At 63.2% G+C, this 15377-nt stretch carries 12 protein-coding genes and 1 pseudogene; 7 read left to right on the top strand and 6 right to left on the bottom strand.

The window, feature by feature from the left end; translation table 11 throughout:
• The coding region (locus BM279_RS18795; RefSeq protein ID WP_143103618.1) for an aldehyde dehydrogenase family protein at positions 1-431 on the bottom strand (431 nt) is incomplete at its 3' end.
• A gap of 348 nt (positions 432-779) precedes the next feature.
• On the opposite strand from BM279_RS18795, the gene qhpR reads away from it, so the two are divergent.
• Positions 780-1871 carry an AraC-like transcriptional regulator QhpR gene (gene qhpR, locus BM279_RS18790; protein ID WP_093506233.1) on the top strand — a complete coding sequence of 364 codons (1092 nt, stop codon included), beginning with the start codon at positions 780-782 and terminating at the stop codon, positions 1869-1871.
• Here qhpR and BM279_RS23720 read toward each other — a convergent pair.
• Positions 1868-2719 (bottom strand): annotated as a pseudogene (locus BM279_RS23720) (DMT family transporter); the annotation flags it as partial. The gene qhpR and the pseudogene BM279_RS23720 overlap by 4 nt on opposite strands.
• A 230-nt stretch (positions 2720-2949) precedes the next feature.
• Between BM279_RS23720 and BM279_RS18780 the strand changes: the two are divergent.
• Positions 2950-3855: a LysR substrate-binding domain-containing protein gene (locus BM279_RS18780; RefSeq protein ID WP_093506231.1), complete on the top strand. Its 906-nt coding sequence runs from the start codon at positions 2950-2952 to the stop codon at positions 3853-3855.
• Positions 3856-3900: 45 nt separating this feature from the next.
• On the opposite strand, the gene BM279_RS18775 is transcribed toward BM279_RS18780, so the two are convergent.
• On the bottom strand, positions 3901-4704 hold the full coding sequence (locus BM279_RS18775; RefSeq protein WP_093506229.1) for an AraC family transcriptional regulator: 804 nt from the start codon (positions 4702-4704) through the stop codon (positions 3901-3903).
• A 306-nt stretch (positions 4705-5010) separates the two neighbouring features.
• Here BM279_RS18775 and BM279_RS18770 point away from each other — a divergent pair, with 306 nt between their 5' ends.
• Entirely contained in the window at positions 5011-6693 is a 1683-nt protein-coding gene (locus BM279_RS18770) for a 2-isopropylmalate synthase (RefSeq protein WP_093506227.1), read from the top strand.
• 70 nt (positions 6694-6763) lie between these two features.
• Here BM279_RS18770 and BM279_RS18765 read toward each other — a convergent pair whose 3' ends face one another.
• Both BM279_RS18765 and BM279_RS18760 read right to left on the bottom strand, forming a co-directional pair.
• Positions 6764-7687, bottom strand: coding sequence for a LysR family transcriptional regulator (locus tag BM279_RS18765; RefSeq protein ID WP_093506225.1), 924 nt, complete (start codon positions 7685-7687; stop codon positions 6764-6766).
• Between the two features lie 12 nt (positions 7688-7699).
• A complete protein-coding gene (locus BM279_RS18760; protein ID WP_208604547.1) occupies positions 7700-8551 on the bottom strand; it encodes an MBL fold metallo-hydrolase in 852 nt (283 codons plus the stop codon).
• A 330-nt stretch (positions 8552-8881) separates the two neighbouring features.
• On the opposite strand from BM279_RS18760, the gene BM279_RS18755 reads away from it, so the two are divergent.
• A complete protein-coding gene (locus BM279_RS18755) occupies positions 8882-9850 on the top strand; it encodes an ADP-ribosylglycohydrolase family protein (RefSeq protein ID WP_167363171.1) in 969 nt (322 codons plus the stop codon).
• A gap of 310 nt (positions 9851-10160) precedes the next feature.
• Complete coding sequence (locus BM279_RS18750) at positions 10161-11375, top strand: aldose 1-epimerase family protein (RefSeq protein WP_093506222.1); 1215 nt, start codon at positions 10161-10163, stop codon at positions 11373-11375.
• Positions 11376-11426: 51 nt separating this feature from the next.
• On the opposite strand, the gene BM279_RS18745 is transcribed toward BM279_RS18750, so the two are convergent.
• On the bottom strand, positions 11427-12326 hold the full coding sequence (locus BM279_RS18745) for a LysR family transcriptional regulator (protein WP_093506220.1): 900 nt from the start codon (positions 12324-12326) through the stop codon (positions 11427-11429).
• A gap of 137 nt (positions 12327-12463) precedes the next feature.
• On the opposite strand from BM279_RS18745, the gene salA reads away from it, so the two are divergent.
• On the top strand, positions 12464-13741 hold the full coding sequence (gene salA / locus BM279_RS18740) for a salicylate 1-monooxygenase (protein WP_093506218.1): 1278 nt from the start codon (positions 12464-12466) through the stop codon (positions 13739-13741).
• A gap of 35 nt (positions 13742-13776) precedes the next feature.
• Positions 13777-15135, top strand: a complete 1359-nt coding sequence (locus BM279_RS18735) for an MFS transporter (protein WP_093506216.1) — start codon at positions 13777-13779, stop codon at positions 15133-15135.
• Positions 15136-15377: the final 242 nt, after the last annotated feature.

Here is a 15377-nt window from a genome sequence, read left to right as displayed (position 1 = left end):
TCGTTGATCTCCGCCGAGGTGCCTTCCTGGGCGCGGATGCAGCCGGCGAAGTAGCGGAAGTGATCGGCGGCCAGCGGCACGTCGGCGTTCAGGGTCTCGCGTACGGCCTTGCCGTTGTCCCAGGTTTCGGCCACGGCCAGCAGCTCGAGGTTGGCTTCGATGCGGTCGGCGATCTTCAAGAGGATCAGCGCGCGGTCCTGCACTGACGTTTTGCCCCAGGCATCGGCGGCAGCGTGGGCGGCATCCAGGGCCTTGTCGATGTCCTTGGCATCCGAGCGCGGAAATTCGCCGATGGCCGAGGCATCCACCGGGCTGGTGTTGGTGAAGTACTGACCGCCCACCGGCGCGACGAACTCGCCGCCGATGTAGTTGCCGTAGCGCGATTTGAGGGTGACGACGGCGCCTGCGGTACCGGGTTTGGCATAGATCATTGACGTTCTCCCATTACGAGTTCTTGTAGTTTTCAGGGGCGGGTCGCGAGCACGACCGGGGCTCGCCATGAACTATGAGACGAATTCATGTGGCCGACTTGACGCTAGGCGAGGCTGGCTGTTCTGCAAAGTCAAATTTCGACGTTGTCGTGTGGCGTGTCGCGCTGGATCAACTGGGAGTGCTTAATTTCGGTGCGAGTGTTTCCGAATGACCCGTTTTAGGGCTTTTCAAGCAGGCCGTAGGAATGGTGTGCAGCGAGGGACCCGGCAGGGCGCGGTTATTGACGACGTATTCAATAACCGGCGTGTTTCTTGCTTTCAGACACAAATTGTCACCAAGGAGGCGCCATGAGCTCTGTCCTCGTCCAGCCTGACCTGTCCGCCGGCCTGCCGCTGCTGTCCGGCAGCCCGTCCAATACCGGCGTTCTGGCCGCCGCCGCCAGCGGCCTGTGCGGCTTTATCGAAAAGCACGGCGGTGATCCCGATCGCATCCTCGGCGTATCCGGCATCGACCCCGAATCCCTGCGCCATCCCACCTTGAGCCTGGCCTTGCCCAATTATTGCCAGGTGCTGGAAGAGGCGTCGCGCCAGTCCGGGTGCGACAACTTCGGGCTGTACTACGGTCAGCAGTTCAAGCCCCAGGCGCTGGGGCTGCTTGGCTATATCGGCCTGTGCTCGGCGACCGTCGAACAGGCGCTGATCAACTTCGCCCGTGCCTTCCCGCTGCACCAGCGCAACAGCCTGATCCGCCTGGTGGACGAGGGCGAGTGCTACCGCTTCGATTACCAGGTGCGCCACGGCGCGATTCTCTGTCGCCGCCAGGACGCCGAGTTGACCCTGGGCATGGCGCTGAACCTGGTGCGCCACGTACTCGGCCCACAGTGGGCACCGCGTGCGGTGCACTTCGAGCATCCACGGCCCGAGCACTGGCACGAGCACTGCAAAGTCTTCGACGCGCCGGTGTACTTCGAGCAGCCGTTCAATTCGCTGGTCATCCCCAAGCGCGGGCTCGAGCGCGCCATGCCACAGGGCGACCCCGTGCTGCTGTTGGTGATGCAGGACTCGCTCAGCCAGCTCAGTGCCCTGAGTGGCCGTGGCGAACGGGACCTGGCCGATGACGTGCGCGAGCAGATCCGCCAGCAACTGCTGATGGGCGAGCCCGTGCTGGAACTGGCCGCCGAGCAACTGAGCATGAGCAGTTGGTCACTGCAGCGTCGCCTACGCGACCAGGGCCTGACCTTCACCGCCATGGTGGACAAAGTGCGTTGCGAACTCGCCACCCACTACCTACGCCAGCATCAACTGCCCATCTCCAACCTGGCACCGCTGCTCGGCTACTCCGAAGTCAGCGCCTTCTCCCGCGCCTTCCGCCGCTGGTTCGGCGTCAGCCCACGGCAGTGGCGGCATGAGAGTGATGGGGTCGGTGGGCGTCGGCACTAAGTGCTGGACGCCTTCAGGCGCGTACTAGCGATTCGCCCGTTGCTCGACAGTTGCACCAGGGCAACACCTACCAGAATGAGCGCGATGGCGACCCAGGCGCTTGCGGTGACCGGCTCGCCGAGCCACCAGCCGATCAGCAGCGCGACCACGGGCGGGATGTAAGTCACGGCAGAGGCTGCCAGTGCGCCCAGGGCGTCGACGATGAAGTAATACGCCAGGTAGGCAGCGCCCGTTCCCAGCAAGCCGAGGCCGAACACCAGGCCAACCCAGGCATGGGTGTCATCGAACACTGCGCCGATGCCGTGAAAAGGCGTGACGATTGCCAGCAGCGCCAGGGCAAGACCGGTCTGGTAGGTGGTCAGTGCCACGGCCGGCAGGCCCAGGGGGATGATGAAGCGCTTGGCGTAGACGAATGAGCAACCCACGCTCAGGGAGCCGAGAATCATGTAGATCACGCCGTTGAGGTCGATGCCGCCCTGTGCCGACCAGGGCTTGGCCACCACGACGATGCCCAGAAACCCAAGGCTGATGCCGAGCGTCTTCAATTGAGTCAACTGTTCGCTACGCAGAAAGAGCCAGGCGCACAAAAAGGTGAATAGCGGAATCGCGCCACCCAGCATGCCGGCGATGCTGGTATCGAGTAGCGCGGTGCCCTTGGCGAAGGCGAAGTAGTAGAGCGCCGTTGCCAGCAATGACATGACGAGAAAGTGATGGGCGTGTTTCCAGTGCTCACGACGCAGCGCGCCCGTGGCCACTGCATAGATCAGTACCGGGAGAAACCCGAACAGCACGCGCAGCAGGGTGATCTGCAGCGGCGAGATAAACGCGGCAGCCGTTTTGACGAAAACAAAATTGCTGCCTCAAATAATGCCCAGAAAGGCGAACACGGCAATCGCAGACTTGTTCATGGCGGTTCTCGATTCAGAGATGGATACGCTACTGGCAGCGCTGCCCTATCGATGGGCAGTTGACGTAGCGCCAGCGCAGCGAACGCTATAGGCTGACAGCAGCGTAACAAGCTCACGCACTCTGCAGAGAGGCAGAGAAACTTTTTCGAGCCAATAGAAAATCCATCGTCATGCAGCCAGGCTTTGCCAGATTGCCGTCACTCAACGCGTTGCGCGTATTCGAAGTGGTGGCGCGTCACCTGAATTTCCGTATCGCCTCCGAGGAGCTGGGGGTGACCCAGGCTGCAGTCGCCCAGCAGATCCGTGGGCTGGAGGCGAGCCTGGAGGTTCGCTTGTTCGAGCGCCTGCCGCGCGGTCTCGCACTTACCGATGCCGGGCGCAGCTACAGCGAAAGCGTGCGTCGCGCATTGGCAATGATTGAGGAGGCGACCCGGCTGCTGCGCCCCATGCCTTCGCAGCTCACGGTCAGCGTTACGCCCACCTTTGCCTCCAAATGGCTGATACCGAAGCTGGGAAACTTTGCCGAAAGCAATCCGCAAATCGATCTGCGGTTACTGGCCAGCGAGCGAATCTGCCATTTCCAGACCGATGGCGTTGATCTTGCCGTGCGCTATGGCCAGCCGCCGTTTGGCGCGGGGCTCAATGTCGAGTTGTTGATGGAGCAGCAGATCGTCGCGGTGGCCAGCCCAGCGCTGTTGACGGATAAGGGCACGCCTGACTCCTTCGAAGCCTTGCAGCGCTTTGTCGCGTTGCACGATGCGCATAACTTCTGGCCCGAGTTCACGGCTACGGTCTTTCACGAGCATCCATCACCTACCGGCAGGAATCTGCACTTCAACCAGACTTCACTGGCCATCGAGGCCGCCATCGGAGGGCAGGGCATCACGCTCGCCAGCCATGCATTCGTAAAAGACGACATTGCCGCCGGCCGGTTGGTGCAGGTGTTCGCCCAGCAGTTGCACCTCAACAAGGCGTTCTATCTGGTCTGGCCGCGCAAAGCGCCGGAGGCCGAGGCATTGGGGGTGGTTCGCCAATGGCTGAAGAGCCAGGCTGCAGACAACTCGTCAAAGGGCTAGGCGAAGTCGGCCTATCTCCCGCGCCTTCGCCGCGGGGGGGGCGCGTCAGCCCGTGCTGGTCTTGCAGTCAGGTGTTTGGTTGCGCTCATTTATAAAGCTCGACGGCGCGACGCCGAACTGCCGGCGGAACGCTGCGGCGAAGGCGCTCTGGCTTTCGTAACCATGCTGCAGGGCCACTTGCAGCACGGGCTGGCCTTCAGCCAGGGCCTCCAGCGAGAGCAACAGGCGCGCCTGTTGGCGCCAGCGGCCAAAGGTGATGCCGGTACTGGTCAGAAAGCGGCGGTGAAAGGTTTTCGGGCTCATGGCCAGTTGCTCTGCCCAATGCTCGGCGCTGTCGTCCTGCGCCGGGTTTTGCGTCAGAGTCAGGCACACGCGGGTGATGCGTTCGTCATCCGGCCAGGGCAGGTGGAAGGGCAGTACCGGCAGGCTACGCAGTTCATCGAGCAGAAAGCGCATTAGTCTCCCGTCACGGCTGTCCGCACTGTATTGCGCCGGCACCTGGGTCGCGGCCAGGATGAGTTCGCGCAGCAGCGGTGATACGTCGATCACGCAGTTGCCGGTCGGCAAGCCATCGATGGCGTCGGGGTGGACGAACAGGCTGCGCATGCAGGCTTTGCCGCGAATGCGCAGGGCGTGCTCGACGCCTGCCTGCACCCACACGGCGCGGGTCGGCGGTATGACCCAGCGGCCAGCCGGCGTTTCCACCACCAATACCCCGGAAATGGCATAGATCAACTGCGCACGCGGATGGCTGTGGGCGGGTACTTGGTGGCCGTTGGAGTAATCGACCGAAACGCCGGTGACCGGCATGGCCTGGGATTCTTGGGGGAGATGGCTGTGGTCGACCATGGGAGCGTCCATGCTATGCGGCCTATCAGCTTAGCGGTAGGAATGACCATTTGGCGATAACGAGCGACCATTTGTCGTGAGTGGTCAGCCGCCCGGCTGCCTATGCTGGGCACCTGTCTGACCGGAACCGCGCCATGAACCTTCAGCTGCCCTCGCTACCGCTACTAGCCCTGAGCTTCGGCCGGAGTCTGTCGCCGCGTGTGTGGCGTCGACTTGCGATCTCCCCCAGATCCCGGCCTTGAATCAGCCCGCCATGGCGGGCAGGGGAGATCGGTACCGTCCGCTTTCCCGCTCAAGGTTCACTCCATGCTGCGCAATCCGCAAACCAAGTACCGCGCTTTTCCCGTCATTGATCTGCCTAATCGTCGCTGGCCATCGCGCCGTATTACCCAGGCGCCGGTGTGGCTGTCCACCGACCTGCGTGACGGTAACCAGGCGCTGTTCGAGCCGATGAATCGGCAGCGCAAGCTGCAGTTGTTCGGCGAGTTGGTGCGCCTCGGTTTCAAGGAGATCGAAATGGGCTTTCCAGCCGCCTCGCGCACCGATTTCGAAATCATCCGCAACTTGATCGACGAAGGCGGCATTCCCGATGACGTCACGCTCATGGTCATGACCCAGCTGCGCGAGGACCTGATCGACGAAACCGTACGCGCCGTGGCAGGCGCGCGGCGGGTGATCGTGCACCTGTACAACGCCATCGCGCCGGTCTGGCGGCGGGTGGTATTCGGCTTGTCGGTGGACGAAGTGGAGCAGCTGGTGGTGCGCCACGTGCAATTGCTCAAGGAAAAGGTGGCGGCGCACCCCGAGACCGAATGGGTGTTGCAGTACTCCCCGGAAACCTTCTGCATGGCCGAGCTGGAGGTGTCGCTGCGCATGTGCAACGCCGCCATCCGCACCTGGGATGCCGGCCCCGGTCGGTCGATCATCATCAACCTGCCGACCACGGTGGAAGTGGCGACGCCCAATGTGTTCGCCGACCAGATCGAATGGATGGACGAGCGCCTGGAACGCCGTGAGCATGTGGTGCTCTCGGTGCACCCGCACAACGACCGCGGCACCGGCGTGGCCTGCGCCGAGCAGGCGCTGCTGGCTGGCGCCCAGCGGGTGGAAGGCTGCCTGTTCGGCAATGGTGAGCGCAGCGGCAACCTCGATCTGGTCACCCTGGCGCTGAATCTCTATACCCAGGGCGTCGACCCGCATCTGGATTTTTCCGATATCGCTGGCGTGGCGCGCGTCGCCGAAACCTGCACGGGGCTGCCGATCCACCCGCGTCATCCCTATGTTGGCGATCTGGTTTTCACCGCCTTTTCCGGCTCGCACCAGGATGCCATTGCCAAAGGCTTCGCGGCACAGGACCCGAATGGCGTCTGGGAAGTGCCGTACCTGCCGATCGACCCCAAGGATCTGGGGCGGACCTATGACAGCATCGTGCGGGTCAACAGCCAGTCGGGCAAAGGCGGCATCGCCTACCTCTTGCAGCGCGACCATGGCGTGTCGATGCCGCGGCGAATGCAGGTCGAGTTCAGCGCCATCGTGCAGAAGATGGCCGACAGCAGCGAAACGGAGCTGGCCAGCGCCGAGCTCTGGGCCTTGTTCCAACGCCCCTATCTGGCCCCGGCACGTGCCGGTGGCGAACTGGCCTATCTTGGCCACCAGTTGTTCGAAGATGAAGCTGGGCAGGGCGTAACGCTGGAGATCATGTTGCCGGACGGGCGCCGGCAGACGCTGCGGGGTATCGGCACCGGCCCCATCGACGCTGCCGTGGCGGCGCTTGGCTTGCCGATCCGCATTGACAGTTACGAGGAGCGCAGCCTAGGTGGCGGAGCCGCCGCCGATGCCCTGGCGCTGGTCGAGGTGGCCTGGCCGGGTGTGGCCGGCTCGCGCTTCGGTGCCGGCAGCCACGCCAATATCGTCGTTGCCTCGATCCAGGCGTTGCTGGTCGCGGTGTCACGCTTTGATGATGGCCTGGCACAGCTGGCCGCAGATTGAGCGAGAGCGCTCGATAGCCGTTAAGGGCACAGCAGCGCTGACCTCACACAGAGCCAAGGCCTGCGTGAGGTCAGCCCTCGTTTCGCTCCAGCCCACCGGCAACCTGCAGAACCTGCTCGCGCAGCCAGATGCTGGCTGCATCCTCATGGTTGCGCGGGTGCCAGTAGGCGTTGAGCGACAGCGATGGCAGATCGATCGGCGGTTCGAACAGATCCAGCGAGCTGGCGAACTGCTTCAGCAGGCGGCGTGGCAGCGTGCACAGCAGATCGGTGCCCGCCACCAGCGCTGGCGCGGTGGCGTAGCTCTGCGTCGACATCAGCACCTGGCGGCTGCTGCCCAGCTTGGCCAGAACCCGATCGACGATGCCGACAAAGGGATCGCCCGCTGATGACACCAGCAGATGCGCTGCGCTGCAGAACGTTTCCAAATCCAGCTCTCGCGCCCCGCGCGGATGACCTTTGCGCTGCGCGCTGACGAAGTGATCGGTGAACAGCTGACGGCCCACCCAGCCTTCGTTGACCGTCTCGCCAATACCAATGAACAGGTCGATTTCACCGTGCTCCATCTGCTGGGAAAGGGTATCGAGATCGGGCTGGACGAAACGCAGACGCGCCAGCGGCGCCTGTTCACGGATGCGGTTGAACAGATCGGCGCCCACCATCAGCGCCGGGTTCTCATGCAAGGCCACCACAAAGATGCGCTGGCTGGTGGCGGGATCGAACACCACAGGCTCCAGCAGGGCGGACATGCCGTTGAGCACCTGCTGCAAGGTCAGGCGCAGGGCCAATGCCCTGGGTGTCGGCAGCACACCGCGCCCGTTGGGCGCCGCGATGAACAGTCGTTCACCGAACACCCGGCGCAGGCGTGTCAGACGGGCAGACATCGCTGGCTGGCTGATGCCCAGGCGCAGAGCCGCGTGGGTGATGTTCTGCTCGTCCAGCAGGGCATCCAGGGTCAGCAGCAGATCCATGTCGATACCCGAGGGCAACTTCATGCAGGCAATCTCCTAGGGCTCTTTGCGATCGACATAGGTCAGGGGAACCCAATCATAGCCGCCGCGGGCATTGCCACGCAGGTGGCCCATGCCGGGGTAGGGCAGGTGGGGCGCGGCGATCAGGGCGCGCTGCTTGGCGAAGGCGGCGAACTGCGCCTTGCGCACGGCGGCGGCCTTGGCCTGGTTCTGGTCGAAGGTGATCGTCACGCCGGGCATGGGAAATTGTACTGCTGCCACGTGAATGAGATCGCCCACGAAGGTCAGGCTCTCGTCGGCGCTGGTCAGCTTGTAGAAGGCCGAGCCCGGCGTATGCCCGGGATGCAGCGTGGCGGTGATACCTGGCAGCACCTCTTCGCTTTGCGAGAAGGTGCGCAGCTTGCCGGCGTCCAGGTAGGGCTGCAGGGTCAGGCGGGCGATGTCGAAATACTTCTGCTCGTAGCCGGTGCGTTTCTGGTTGATTTCATCGAAGAAGAAATCCACGTCGGGTTTGCCGACATACACCGTGGCATTGGGGAACACCCGTTGCCCGTCCCTGACCAGCCCGCCGGAGTGATCCGAGTGGGCATGGGTGAGCAGCACGTCGGTGATGTCTTCAGGCTTGAGGCCCTGGCCGGCCAGGTTCTCGAGCAAACGCCCACCGTTGCCGGGGCCGAACAGCTGGCCGGCGCCCGTATCGACGAGCACCTGGTGGCCTGGCAAGGTTACGAGAAAGCTGTTGATCGAGGTTTCCAGCGGGTTGCGCTGGAAGCTCTTCATCAACAGCCTGTCGATGTCCTCGGGTTTGGCGCCCTTGAGCAGGGCATGCACGTCGATGGGGATGGTCCCGTCGCTCAGCGCCGTCACCTGCACATCGCCAACCCGCATCTTGTAACCGCCAACCTGCTGCTACACGACGTGCGCGGGTAGGGGATCGGGCTGGGCGTGTGCCAAAGGGAATTGCCACAAGGTGGCCGCGAGTAGAACGGCAGCGAATGCTTTGTTAGGTTTGCGCATGGTGATGTCTCCTGAATGTGAGGCATCAGCGTAGAGGGGCGAGTGGTATCCAGGTAGGTAACTGGGATTGATATCGGGTATCCATGATATGGATGGGTCGCCGGCCTACCGCTTGCAGATGGGTAACCTCTTGAGCAGGTGAGCCTGTTTTATGATGTGCACTCGCGAATATCGGAAAAGCCCGGGAGGTAGTCATTGAGCATTGAGATCAACCTGCAGGACCGCTATGTCGGATGCCTGCTCGGCCTGGCTTGCGGCGATGCTGTCGGCACTACCCTCGAATTCAGCCCTCGCGAGACGCTGAGGCCCATCACGGATATGGTCGGCGGTGGCCCCTTCGCCCTAGCGCCTGGCCAGTGGACAGACGACACCTCGATGGCGCTCTGCCTGGCAGAAAGTCTGCTCTCGAAGAACGGTTTCGATGCCCGGGACCAGATGACGCGGTATCTCAATTGGTGGCATTGGGGTTACTGGAGCGCGACGGGGCAGTGCTTCGATATTGGGACGACAGTCAGGCAGGCGCTGATGGCCTTTGAGGAAAGTGGAGAGCCATTCGCCGGTTCCATTGATCCGCAAGCGGCCGGGAACGGCTCGATCATGCGCTTGGCTCCAGTCATCCTCTTCTACTATCCGGACCTGACCTCAATGGAATGGGCCGCTGAGCAGAGTTCGCGCACAACCCATGGCGCCCCCGAGGCCATCGAATCGTGCCAACTTTTGGCAGAGGTGGTTTCCAAGGCATTGGCAGGGCACAAGAAAGACGATGTGCTTAGCCTTTCTCCCGGGCAGTACTGTGAACCGGCAATCAAAGCCCTTGCTTCGGGCAGCTTCAAGAACAAGTACCGCGACCAGATCAGAGGGACCGGATACTGCATTGCTTCACTCGAAGCCGCACTCTGGTGTTTCTGGTCCACTGACTCGTTCGAGGCAGCAGTGCTGCAAGCCGCCAATCTCGGTGACGATGCCGACACCACCTCGGCGATCGTTGGCCAGATAGCCGGTGCGTTCTATGCGAGGCAGGGTATTCCGGCGCGATGGCTGGAGAAGTTGCACCTGTGCGCTGAGATCGAGGGTATTGCCATCGCGCTGTTCGAATCAGCCCAGCTTCGCACTGGGCAGGGGCGTGTGGATGCCGGCGACTTTGGCACAGCACCATCGCCTACTTCTTGAGGGCTCAGGCTCCAGCTCGAATGCGCTGCAGTACGTTCTGAGCTTCTGGGCGCTTCGAAGTCCAGGCACCTGCCGCACCGCAGCAACCCGCTTGTATCACCAGGCCTTTATCACCGAGCTGTTCCAGCACGCCTAGTTCAGCAGCTGGTTGAACGTCGCCTTGCTGGTGCAGCTGCCCAGGCGATATCGCTAATGTCCTCGATTGCCTTGGGCTCGCTATCAGGCTCGTCGGAGCTAAATCCTTTTTAGCTTGCTGAAACGTTTCATCAAGTTTATAAAAAATGACACAACTCCAAAAAAGGCTGTAGTCATGACCCCACTCAAACTCTTCGTCGCGCTCGGCGCACTGTCCGCTGCCTCCCATGCCATGGCCTGGGATTACGTTTTGCTCGACTCCGACAAGGCTGCCCAGAACTGGCAGATCACCAGCGAGCAACTCGGCGCCAAAACCGACAAACCCTTCAGCGTCACCCTGCGCACCTTGCACGGCGGGCGGCAGGAAGGCGTGAGCATCGTCGATATCGATAACGGCACCATGAAGCTGTCCGTGGTGCCGACACGCGGCATGAACGTCCTGCAGGCTTCGGTCGGCGATGTGCGTATGGGCTGGGATTCCCCGGTCAAGGAAGTGGTCAACCCGGCCTTCATCGAGCTCAATGGCCGCGGTGGCCTGGGCTGGCTGGAAGGCTTCAACGAGCTGGTCACCCGCTGCGGCTACGAATGGGTCGGCCACCCCGGCATGGACAACGGCGAATTACTGACCTTGCACGGCCGGGCTGCCAACATTCCGGCCAGCAAGGTCACACTCCACATCGATGAAAAGCCGCCCTACGCGATCACCCTGCGTGGCGAGCTGAAAGAGCAGGCGTTCAAGAAGGTAGATTTTTCCGTGGCCACCGAACTGGTCACCGAACCGGGCAGCGTGACCTTCGCCCTCAACGACACCCTGACCAACAACGGCGACTATGCGAAGGAATACCAGGCGCTGTACCACAGCAACTTCAGCACGCCGTTCCTTGAGCAGGGCGCGCGGTTCGCCGCGCCGGTGAAGCAGGTGTCGCCGTTCAACGACAAGGCCAAGGGCGACCTGGCCGATTGGCAAACCTATCGCGCGCCCACCAAGGATTACGACGAAACCGTCTACAACGTGGTGCCCTACGCCGATGCCAAGGGCGACACCCTGACCGTGCTGCACAACAAGGCCGGCAGCCTGGGCGTTTCGGTGGGCTTCAACACCCGGACACTGCCCGTGTTCTCGTTGTGGAAAAACACCGACACCCAGGGCCAGGGGTACGTCACCGGGCTGGAACCCGGCACCAGCTTCTCCTACAACCGTCGTTATCAGCGCCCGCTGAACCTGGTCCCGACCATCGCGCCCAAGGAACATAAACAGTTCCAGATCCGCTACAGCCTGCTGGCGGACAAGGCGGCGGTGGACAAGGCCTTGAAGCAGGTGAGCACGATTCAGGATGGGCGCAAGACCGAGGTGCGGCAGACGCCGTTGGTTGACCTGACCAAGGAGTGACGCCGGCTGGCGCATTGCCGGCCGCTCTTGCGCAGGTGCATGCGGCCCGGCTCAGTCGCTGAACAGCTCGAACATCAGTTCACGAAACCACTGGTTGGCGGGCTCCTTGTGAAAGCGCGCATGCCAGAACAGGTTGATGGCGATTTCCGGCAAGGGCACCGGCAATGGCAGGGCTGCCAGGCCGAAAGGCACCAGACAGGTCTCGGCGAAGCGTTCCGGCACCGTGGCGACTAGGTCGCTGCGTTGCAGAATGTGCCCCACCGCAACGAAGTGCGGTACTTGCAGACGAATATCGCGCCTGACCCCGGCGCGGCGCAGGTACTGCTCGACCTCGCCGTGGCCGGTGCTGGCTGCTGCCACGTGCACATGGCCATGGCTGCAGAACGCTTCGATGCTCATGGCTTGCTGCACCAGCGGGTGATCGCGGCGGCACAGGGCCACATAGCGATGCACGAACAGCCGACGCTGATAGAAACCACTTTGCAGGTTGGGTTGCAGGCCCACAGCCAGGTCGATGGCACCACTGGCCAGATCGTCGGACAGTTGTGCGTCACTGCGTACGGTGCTCACCGAGATGCCCGGCGCACGTTGCAGCAGGGTCTCGATCAGCCGCGGCATGAACCAGATTTCGCCGATGTCGGTCATCGCCAGATTGAACGGGCGCTCGCTGCTGGCCGGGTCGAACGCCGCCGTGCGCATCAGCGCCTGGCGTAACAGGGCTATGGCCTGGGCTACCGGCTCGGCCAGGCTCAGCGCATAGGGTGTGGGCTGCATGCCCCGGCCGGTACGCACGAACAGGTCATCCTGCAGGGCGCAGCGCAGGCGCTTGAGGGCATTGCTCATGGCGGGCTGGGTGAGGCCCAGATGCTCGGCGGCCACCGATACCTGTCGGTCGAGGAGCAACTGGTGCAGTACCAGCAAGAGATTCAGGTCGAGATCACGCAGGTTCATGCTGAGCCTCTGGCACAGGAAGACCAAAATTATTCACAGTTGTGATAATGGCTATATTCTTCGCTGCATTTATCAATATCGCAACCCGCCGCATGATGAGCCCATTCCAATAACAATCAGCCCCACGGGTAACCCTCATGCAGAACTCTCCCTTGCGTATCGCCATCGTTGGCGGTGGCATCGCCGGTGTCGCCCTGGCACTGGACGTGTGCCGTCATCCCCATCTTGACGTTCGTCTGTTCGAGTCCGCCGCCGCCTTCGGCGAGGTAGGTGCAGGCGTATCGTTCGGCGCCAATGCTGTACGCGCCATCGACGGTCTGGGGATCGGTGAGCCTTATGGACAGATCGCCGACCAGACTCCTGCGCCCTGGCAGGATGTGTGGTTCGAATGGCGCCGTGGTGCCGATGCCGGCTACCTGGGTGCCAGTGTGGCGCCGGGGGTAGGGCAGTCCTCGGTGCATCGCGCCGACTTTCTCGACGCTCTGGCCAGCCGCCTGCCACAGGGCATCGCCTGTTTCGGAAAGCGCGCGGTGCAGGTGCAGCAGGGCGAGGACGAGGTCCGGGTGAATTTTGCCGATGGCAGCTCGCACAGCTGCGACCTGCTGATCGGTGCCGATGGCATCAAATCCTCGATCCGTGACCACGTCCTGGCAGGACTGGAGGCGCCGCTGGCCCAACCGCGCTACAGCGGCACAACGGCCTATCGTGGCCTGATCGACAGTCAGGTGCTGCGTGCGGCCTACCGCGAGCGTGGGCTGAATGAACATCTGATCGATGTACCGCAGATGTACCTGGGTCTTGATGCACACATTCTGACTTTTCCGGTCAAGCAGGGCCGGCTCATCAACGTGGTGGCCTTTATCTCTGATCGCAGCCAGGCCGAGCCACAGTGGCCGGTCGGGCAACCCTGGGTGCGCAATGCCAGCCAGGCGGAGATGCTCGAGGCCTTCGACGGCTGGGGCGATGCCGCACGGGTACTGCTGCAATGCATCGGCGCGCCGACCCTGTGGGCATTGCACGATCTCGCTGAGCTGCCGGGCTATGTGCATGGCCGCGTGGCGCTCGTCGGCGACGCCGCCCACGCGATGTTGCCGCATCAGGGCGCGGGGGCCGGCCAAGGGCTGGAAGATGCCTGGCTACTGGCTCGCCTGCTGGGCGACGCACAACTCGCCGGCGGTGATGTGCAGGCGCTGCTGGCCGCCTACGACACCGTGCGCCGCCCACGCGCCTGCCGGGTTCAGCGCACCTCCCGCGAAGCCGGCGAACTCTATGAGCTGCGCGACCCGGCCACGGCAGCGGATGAAACCCTGCTGGGCCAGACCCTTGCCGAACGCTTCGCCTGGCTATGGGAACACGACCTGCAAGGCGACCTTCGTCGGGCCCGGCAGGCCATCGGTGCCTTACAGAACGCCTGACTCGCCTGATCACAACAACAAGAAAGAGCCATGCCATGCACAAGACTCCTGTCACTGCCCTGCTGGACGGGGCGAGTTTCAATGCCTTCCATGCCCGCGTGCTGCTGTGGTGCGCGCTGATCATCATCTTCGACGGCTATGACCTGGTCATCTACGGTGTTGTGCTGCCGTCGTTGATGAGTGAGTGGGGCCTCAGCCCCTTGCAGGCCGGCGCACTGGGCAGTTGTGCGCTGGTCGGGATGATGTTCGGTGCCTTGTTCTTCGGTTCGCTCTCCGACCGTATCGGGCGGCGCAAGACCATCGCCTTCTGCGTGACACTGTTCAGTGGCGTCACGGCGCTCAATGGCCTGGCCAGCAGCCCCGAGGCGTTCGGCCTGTGCCGCTTCATCGCCGGGTTGGGCATCGGCGGGGTTATGCCCAATGTGGTGGCGCTGATGAACGAGTACTCGCCGCGCCGCTCGCGCAGCACCCTGGTGGCGCTGATGTTCAGTGGCTACTCGCTGGGCGGCATGCTGTCGGCCGGGCTGGGCATCGTGCTGATTCCGCAATGGGGCTGGCAGGCGGTGTTCTACGTGGCGGCAGTGCCTTTGCTGTTGCTGCCGTTGCTGGTGCGCCAGTTGCCCGAGTCCATGACCTACCTGGTATGTAGCGGGCAGACCCAGCGTGCCCGGCAGACCCTCGCGCAGGTGGTGCCGGGCTATCAGTCCACGGCAGGCGATGAACTGGTCTTGGAGGGTGACGGCAAGGCCAGTGTGGCCATCGCGGAGCTGTTCCGCGAGGGCCGGACCTTGAGCACGCTGATGTTGTGGCTGGCGTTCTTCTGCTGCCTGCTGATGGTCTACGCGCTGAGCGCTTGGCTGCCCAAGCTCATGCACAGTGCCGGCTATGGCCTGAACTCCAGCCTGACGTTCCTGCTGGTGCTCAATGTCGGCGCGATCGTCGGGGCCATCGGCGGTGGCTGGCTGGGCGACCGGGTCGGGCTGGAGCGGGTGCTGCTTGGCTTCTTCTGCTGTGGCGCGCTGGCGCTCGGCCTGCTGGCTTTCAAGGCACCGCTGGCGGTGCTGTACCTGCTGGTGGCGGTAGCGGGTGCCTGCACCATTGGTACGCAGATTCTCGCCAATGCCTGCGCCGTGCAGTACTACCCGGCGCAGGTGCGTTCCACAGGTTTGGGATGGGCCATGGGCATCGGTCGCACGGGGGCGATCATCGGTCCCCTGCTGGGCGGTGCCTTGCAGGCCTCGGGCCTGCCATTGCAGGCCAGCTTCCTGGCCTTCGCCTTGCCAGGCTTGATCGGCGCTGCGGCTGTGCTGGTGTTCCTGCGCCGCAGCCGCGCCATGGGGGAACCGGTGCAGCCTGCAGGAGCGGCTTCAGCCGCGAAGCACATTCCCGGCTGAAGCCGCTTCTACAGGTCCCGCGCAGGCCTCAATCTGCAGTCCTGGGCATGTGCGGGGTGGACAGGGTTTTGGCTGGCGCCGTGTTGCCCAGAATGATCGCCTCGATATCCTCGATCAGCCTGTCGAGGATCGCGACCACGGCTGGGTCGAAGTGCCGACCGGTGTGTTCTCGGATCAGCTCCAGCGTTCTCGCGGGGCCAGGCGGTCTAGTGGGGGGCGGGCTTTTCTCGCTTTAACGTGTC

The sequence above is a fragment of the Phytopseudomonas straminea genome, from assembly GCF_900112645.1.
GTDB lineage: Bacteria > Pseudomonadota > Gammaproteobacteria > Pseudomonadales > Pseudomonadaceae > Aquipseudomonas > Aquipseudomonas straminea.
The sequence above is the reverse complement of the archived record's forward strand: the minus strand, read 5'-3'. Positions and strand labels throughout refer to the sequence as shown.

Excerpts from the sequence above, each read along its gene's own strand:
- qhpR (WP_093506233.1), top strand. The coding sequence starts at position 780 with ATGAGCTCTGTCCTCGTCCAGCCTGACCTGTCCGCCGGCCTGCCGCTG.
- BM279_RS18780 (WP_093506231.1), top strand. The coding sequence starts at position 2,950 with ATGCAGCCAGGCTTTGCCAGATTGCCGTCACTCAACGCGTTGCGCGTA.
- BM279_RS18775 (WP_093506229.1), bottom strand. The coding sequence starts at position 4,704 with ATGGTCGACCACAGCCATCTCCCCCAAGAATCCCAGGCCATGCCGGTC.
- BM279_RS18770 (WP_093506227.1), top strand. The coding sequence starts at position 5,011 with ATGCTGCGCAATCCGCAAACCAAGTACCGCGCTTTTCCCGTCATTGAT.
- BM279_RS18765 (WP_093506225.1), bottom strand. The coding sequence starts at position 7,687 with ATGAAGTTGCCCTCGGGTATCGACATGGATCTGCTGCTGACCCTGGAT.
- BM279_RS18760 (WP_208604547.1), bottom strand. The coding sequence starts at position 8,551 with ATGCGGGTTGGCGATGTGCAGGTGACGGCGCTGAGCGACGGGACCATC.
- BM279_RS18750 (WP_093506222.1), top strand. The coding sequence starts at position 10,161 with ATGACCCCACTCAAACTCTTCGTCGCGCTCGGCGCACTGTCCGCTGCC.
- BM279_RS18745 (WP_093506220.1), bottom strand. The coding sequence starts at position 12,326 with ATGAACCTGCGTGATCTCGACCTGAATCTCTTGCTGGTACTGCACCAG.
- salA (WP_093506218.1), top strand. The coding sequence starts at position 12,464 with ATGCAGAACTCTCCCTTGCGTATCGCCATCGTTGGCGGTGGCATCGCC.
- BM279_RS18735 (WP_093506216.1), top strand. The coding sequence starts at position 13,777 with ATGCACAAGACTCCTGTCACTGCCCTGCTGGACGGGGCGAGTTTCAAT.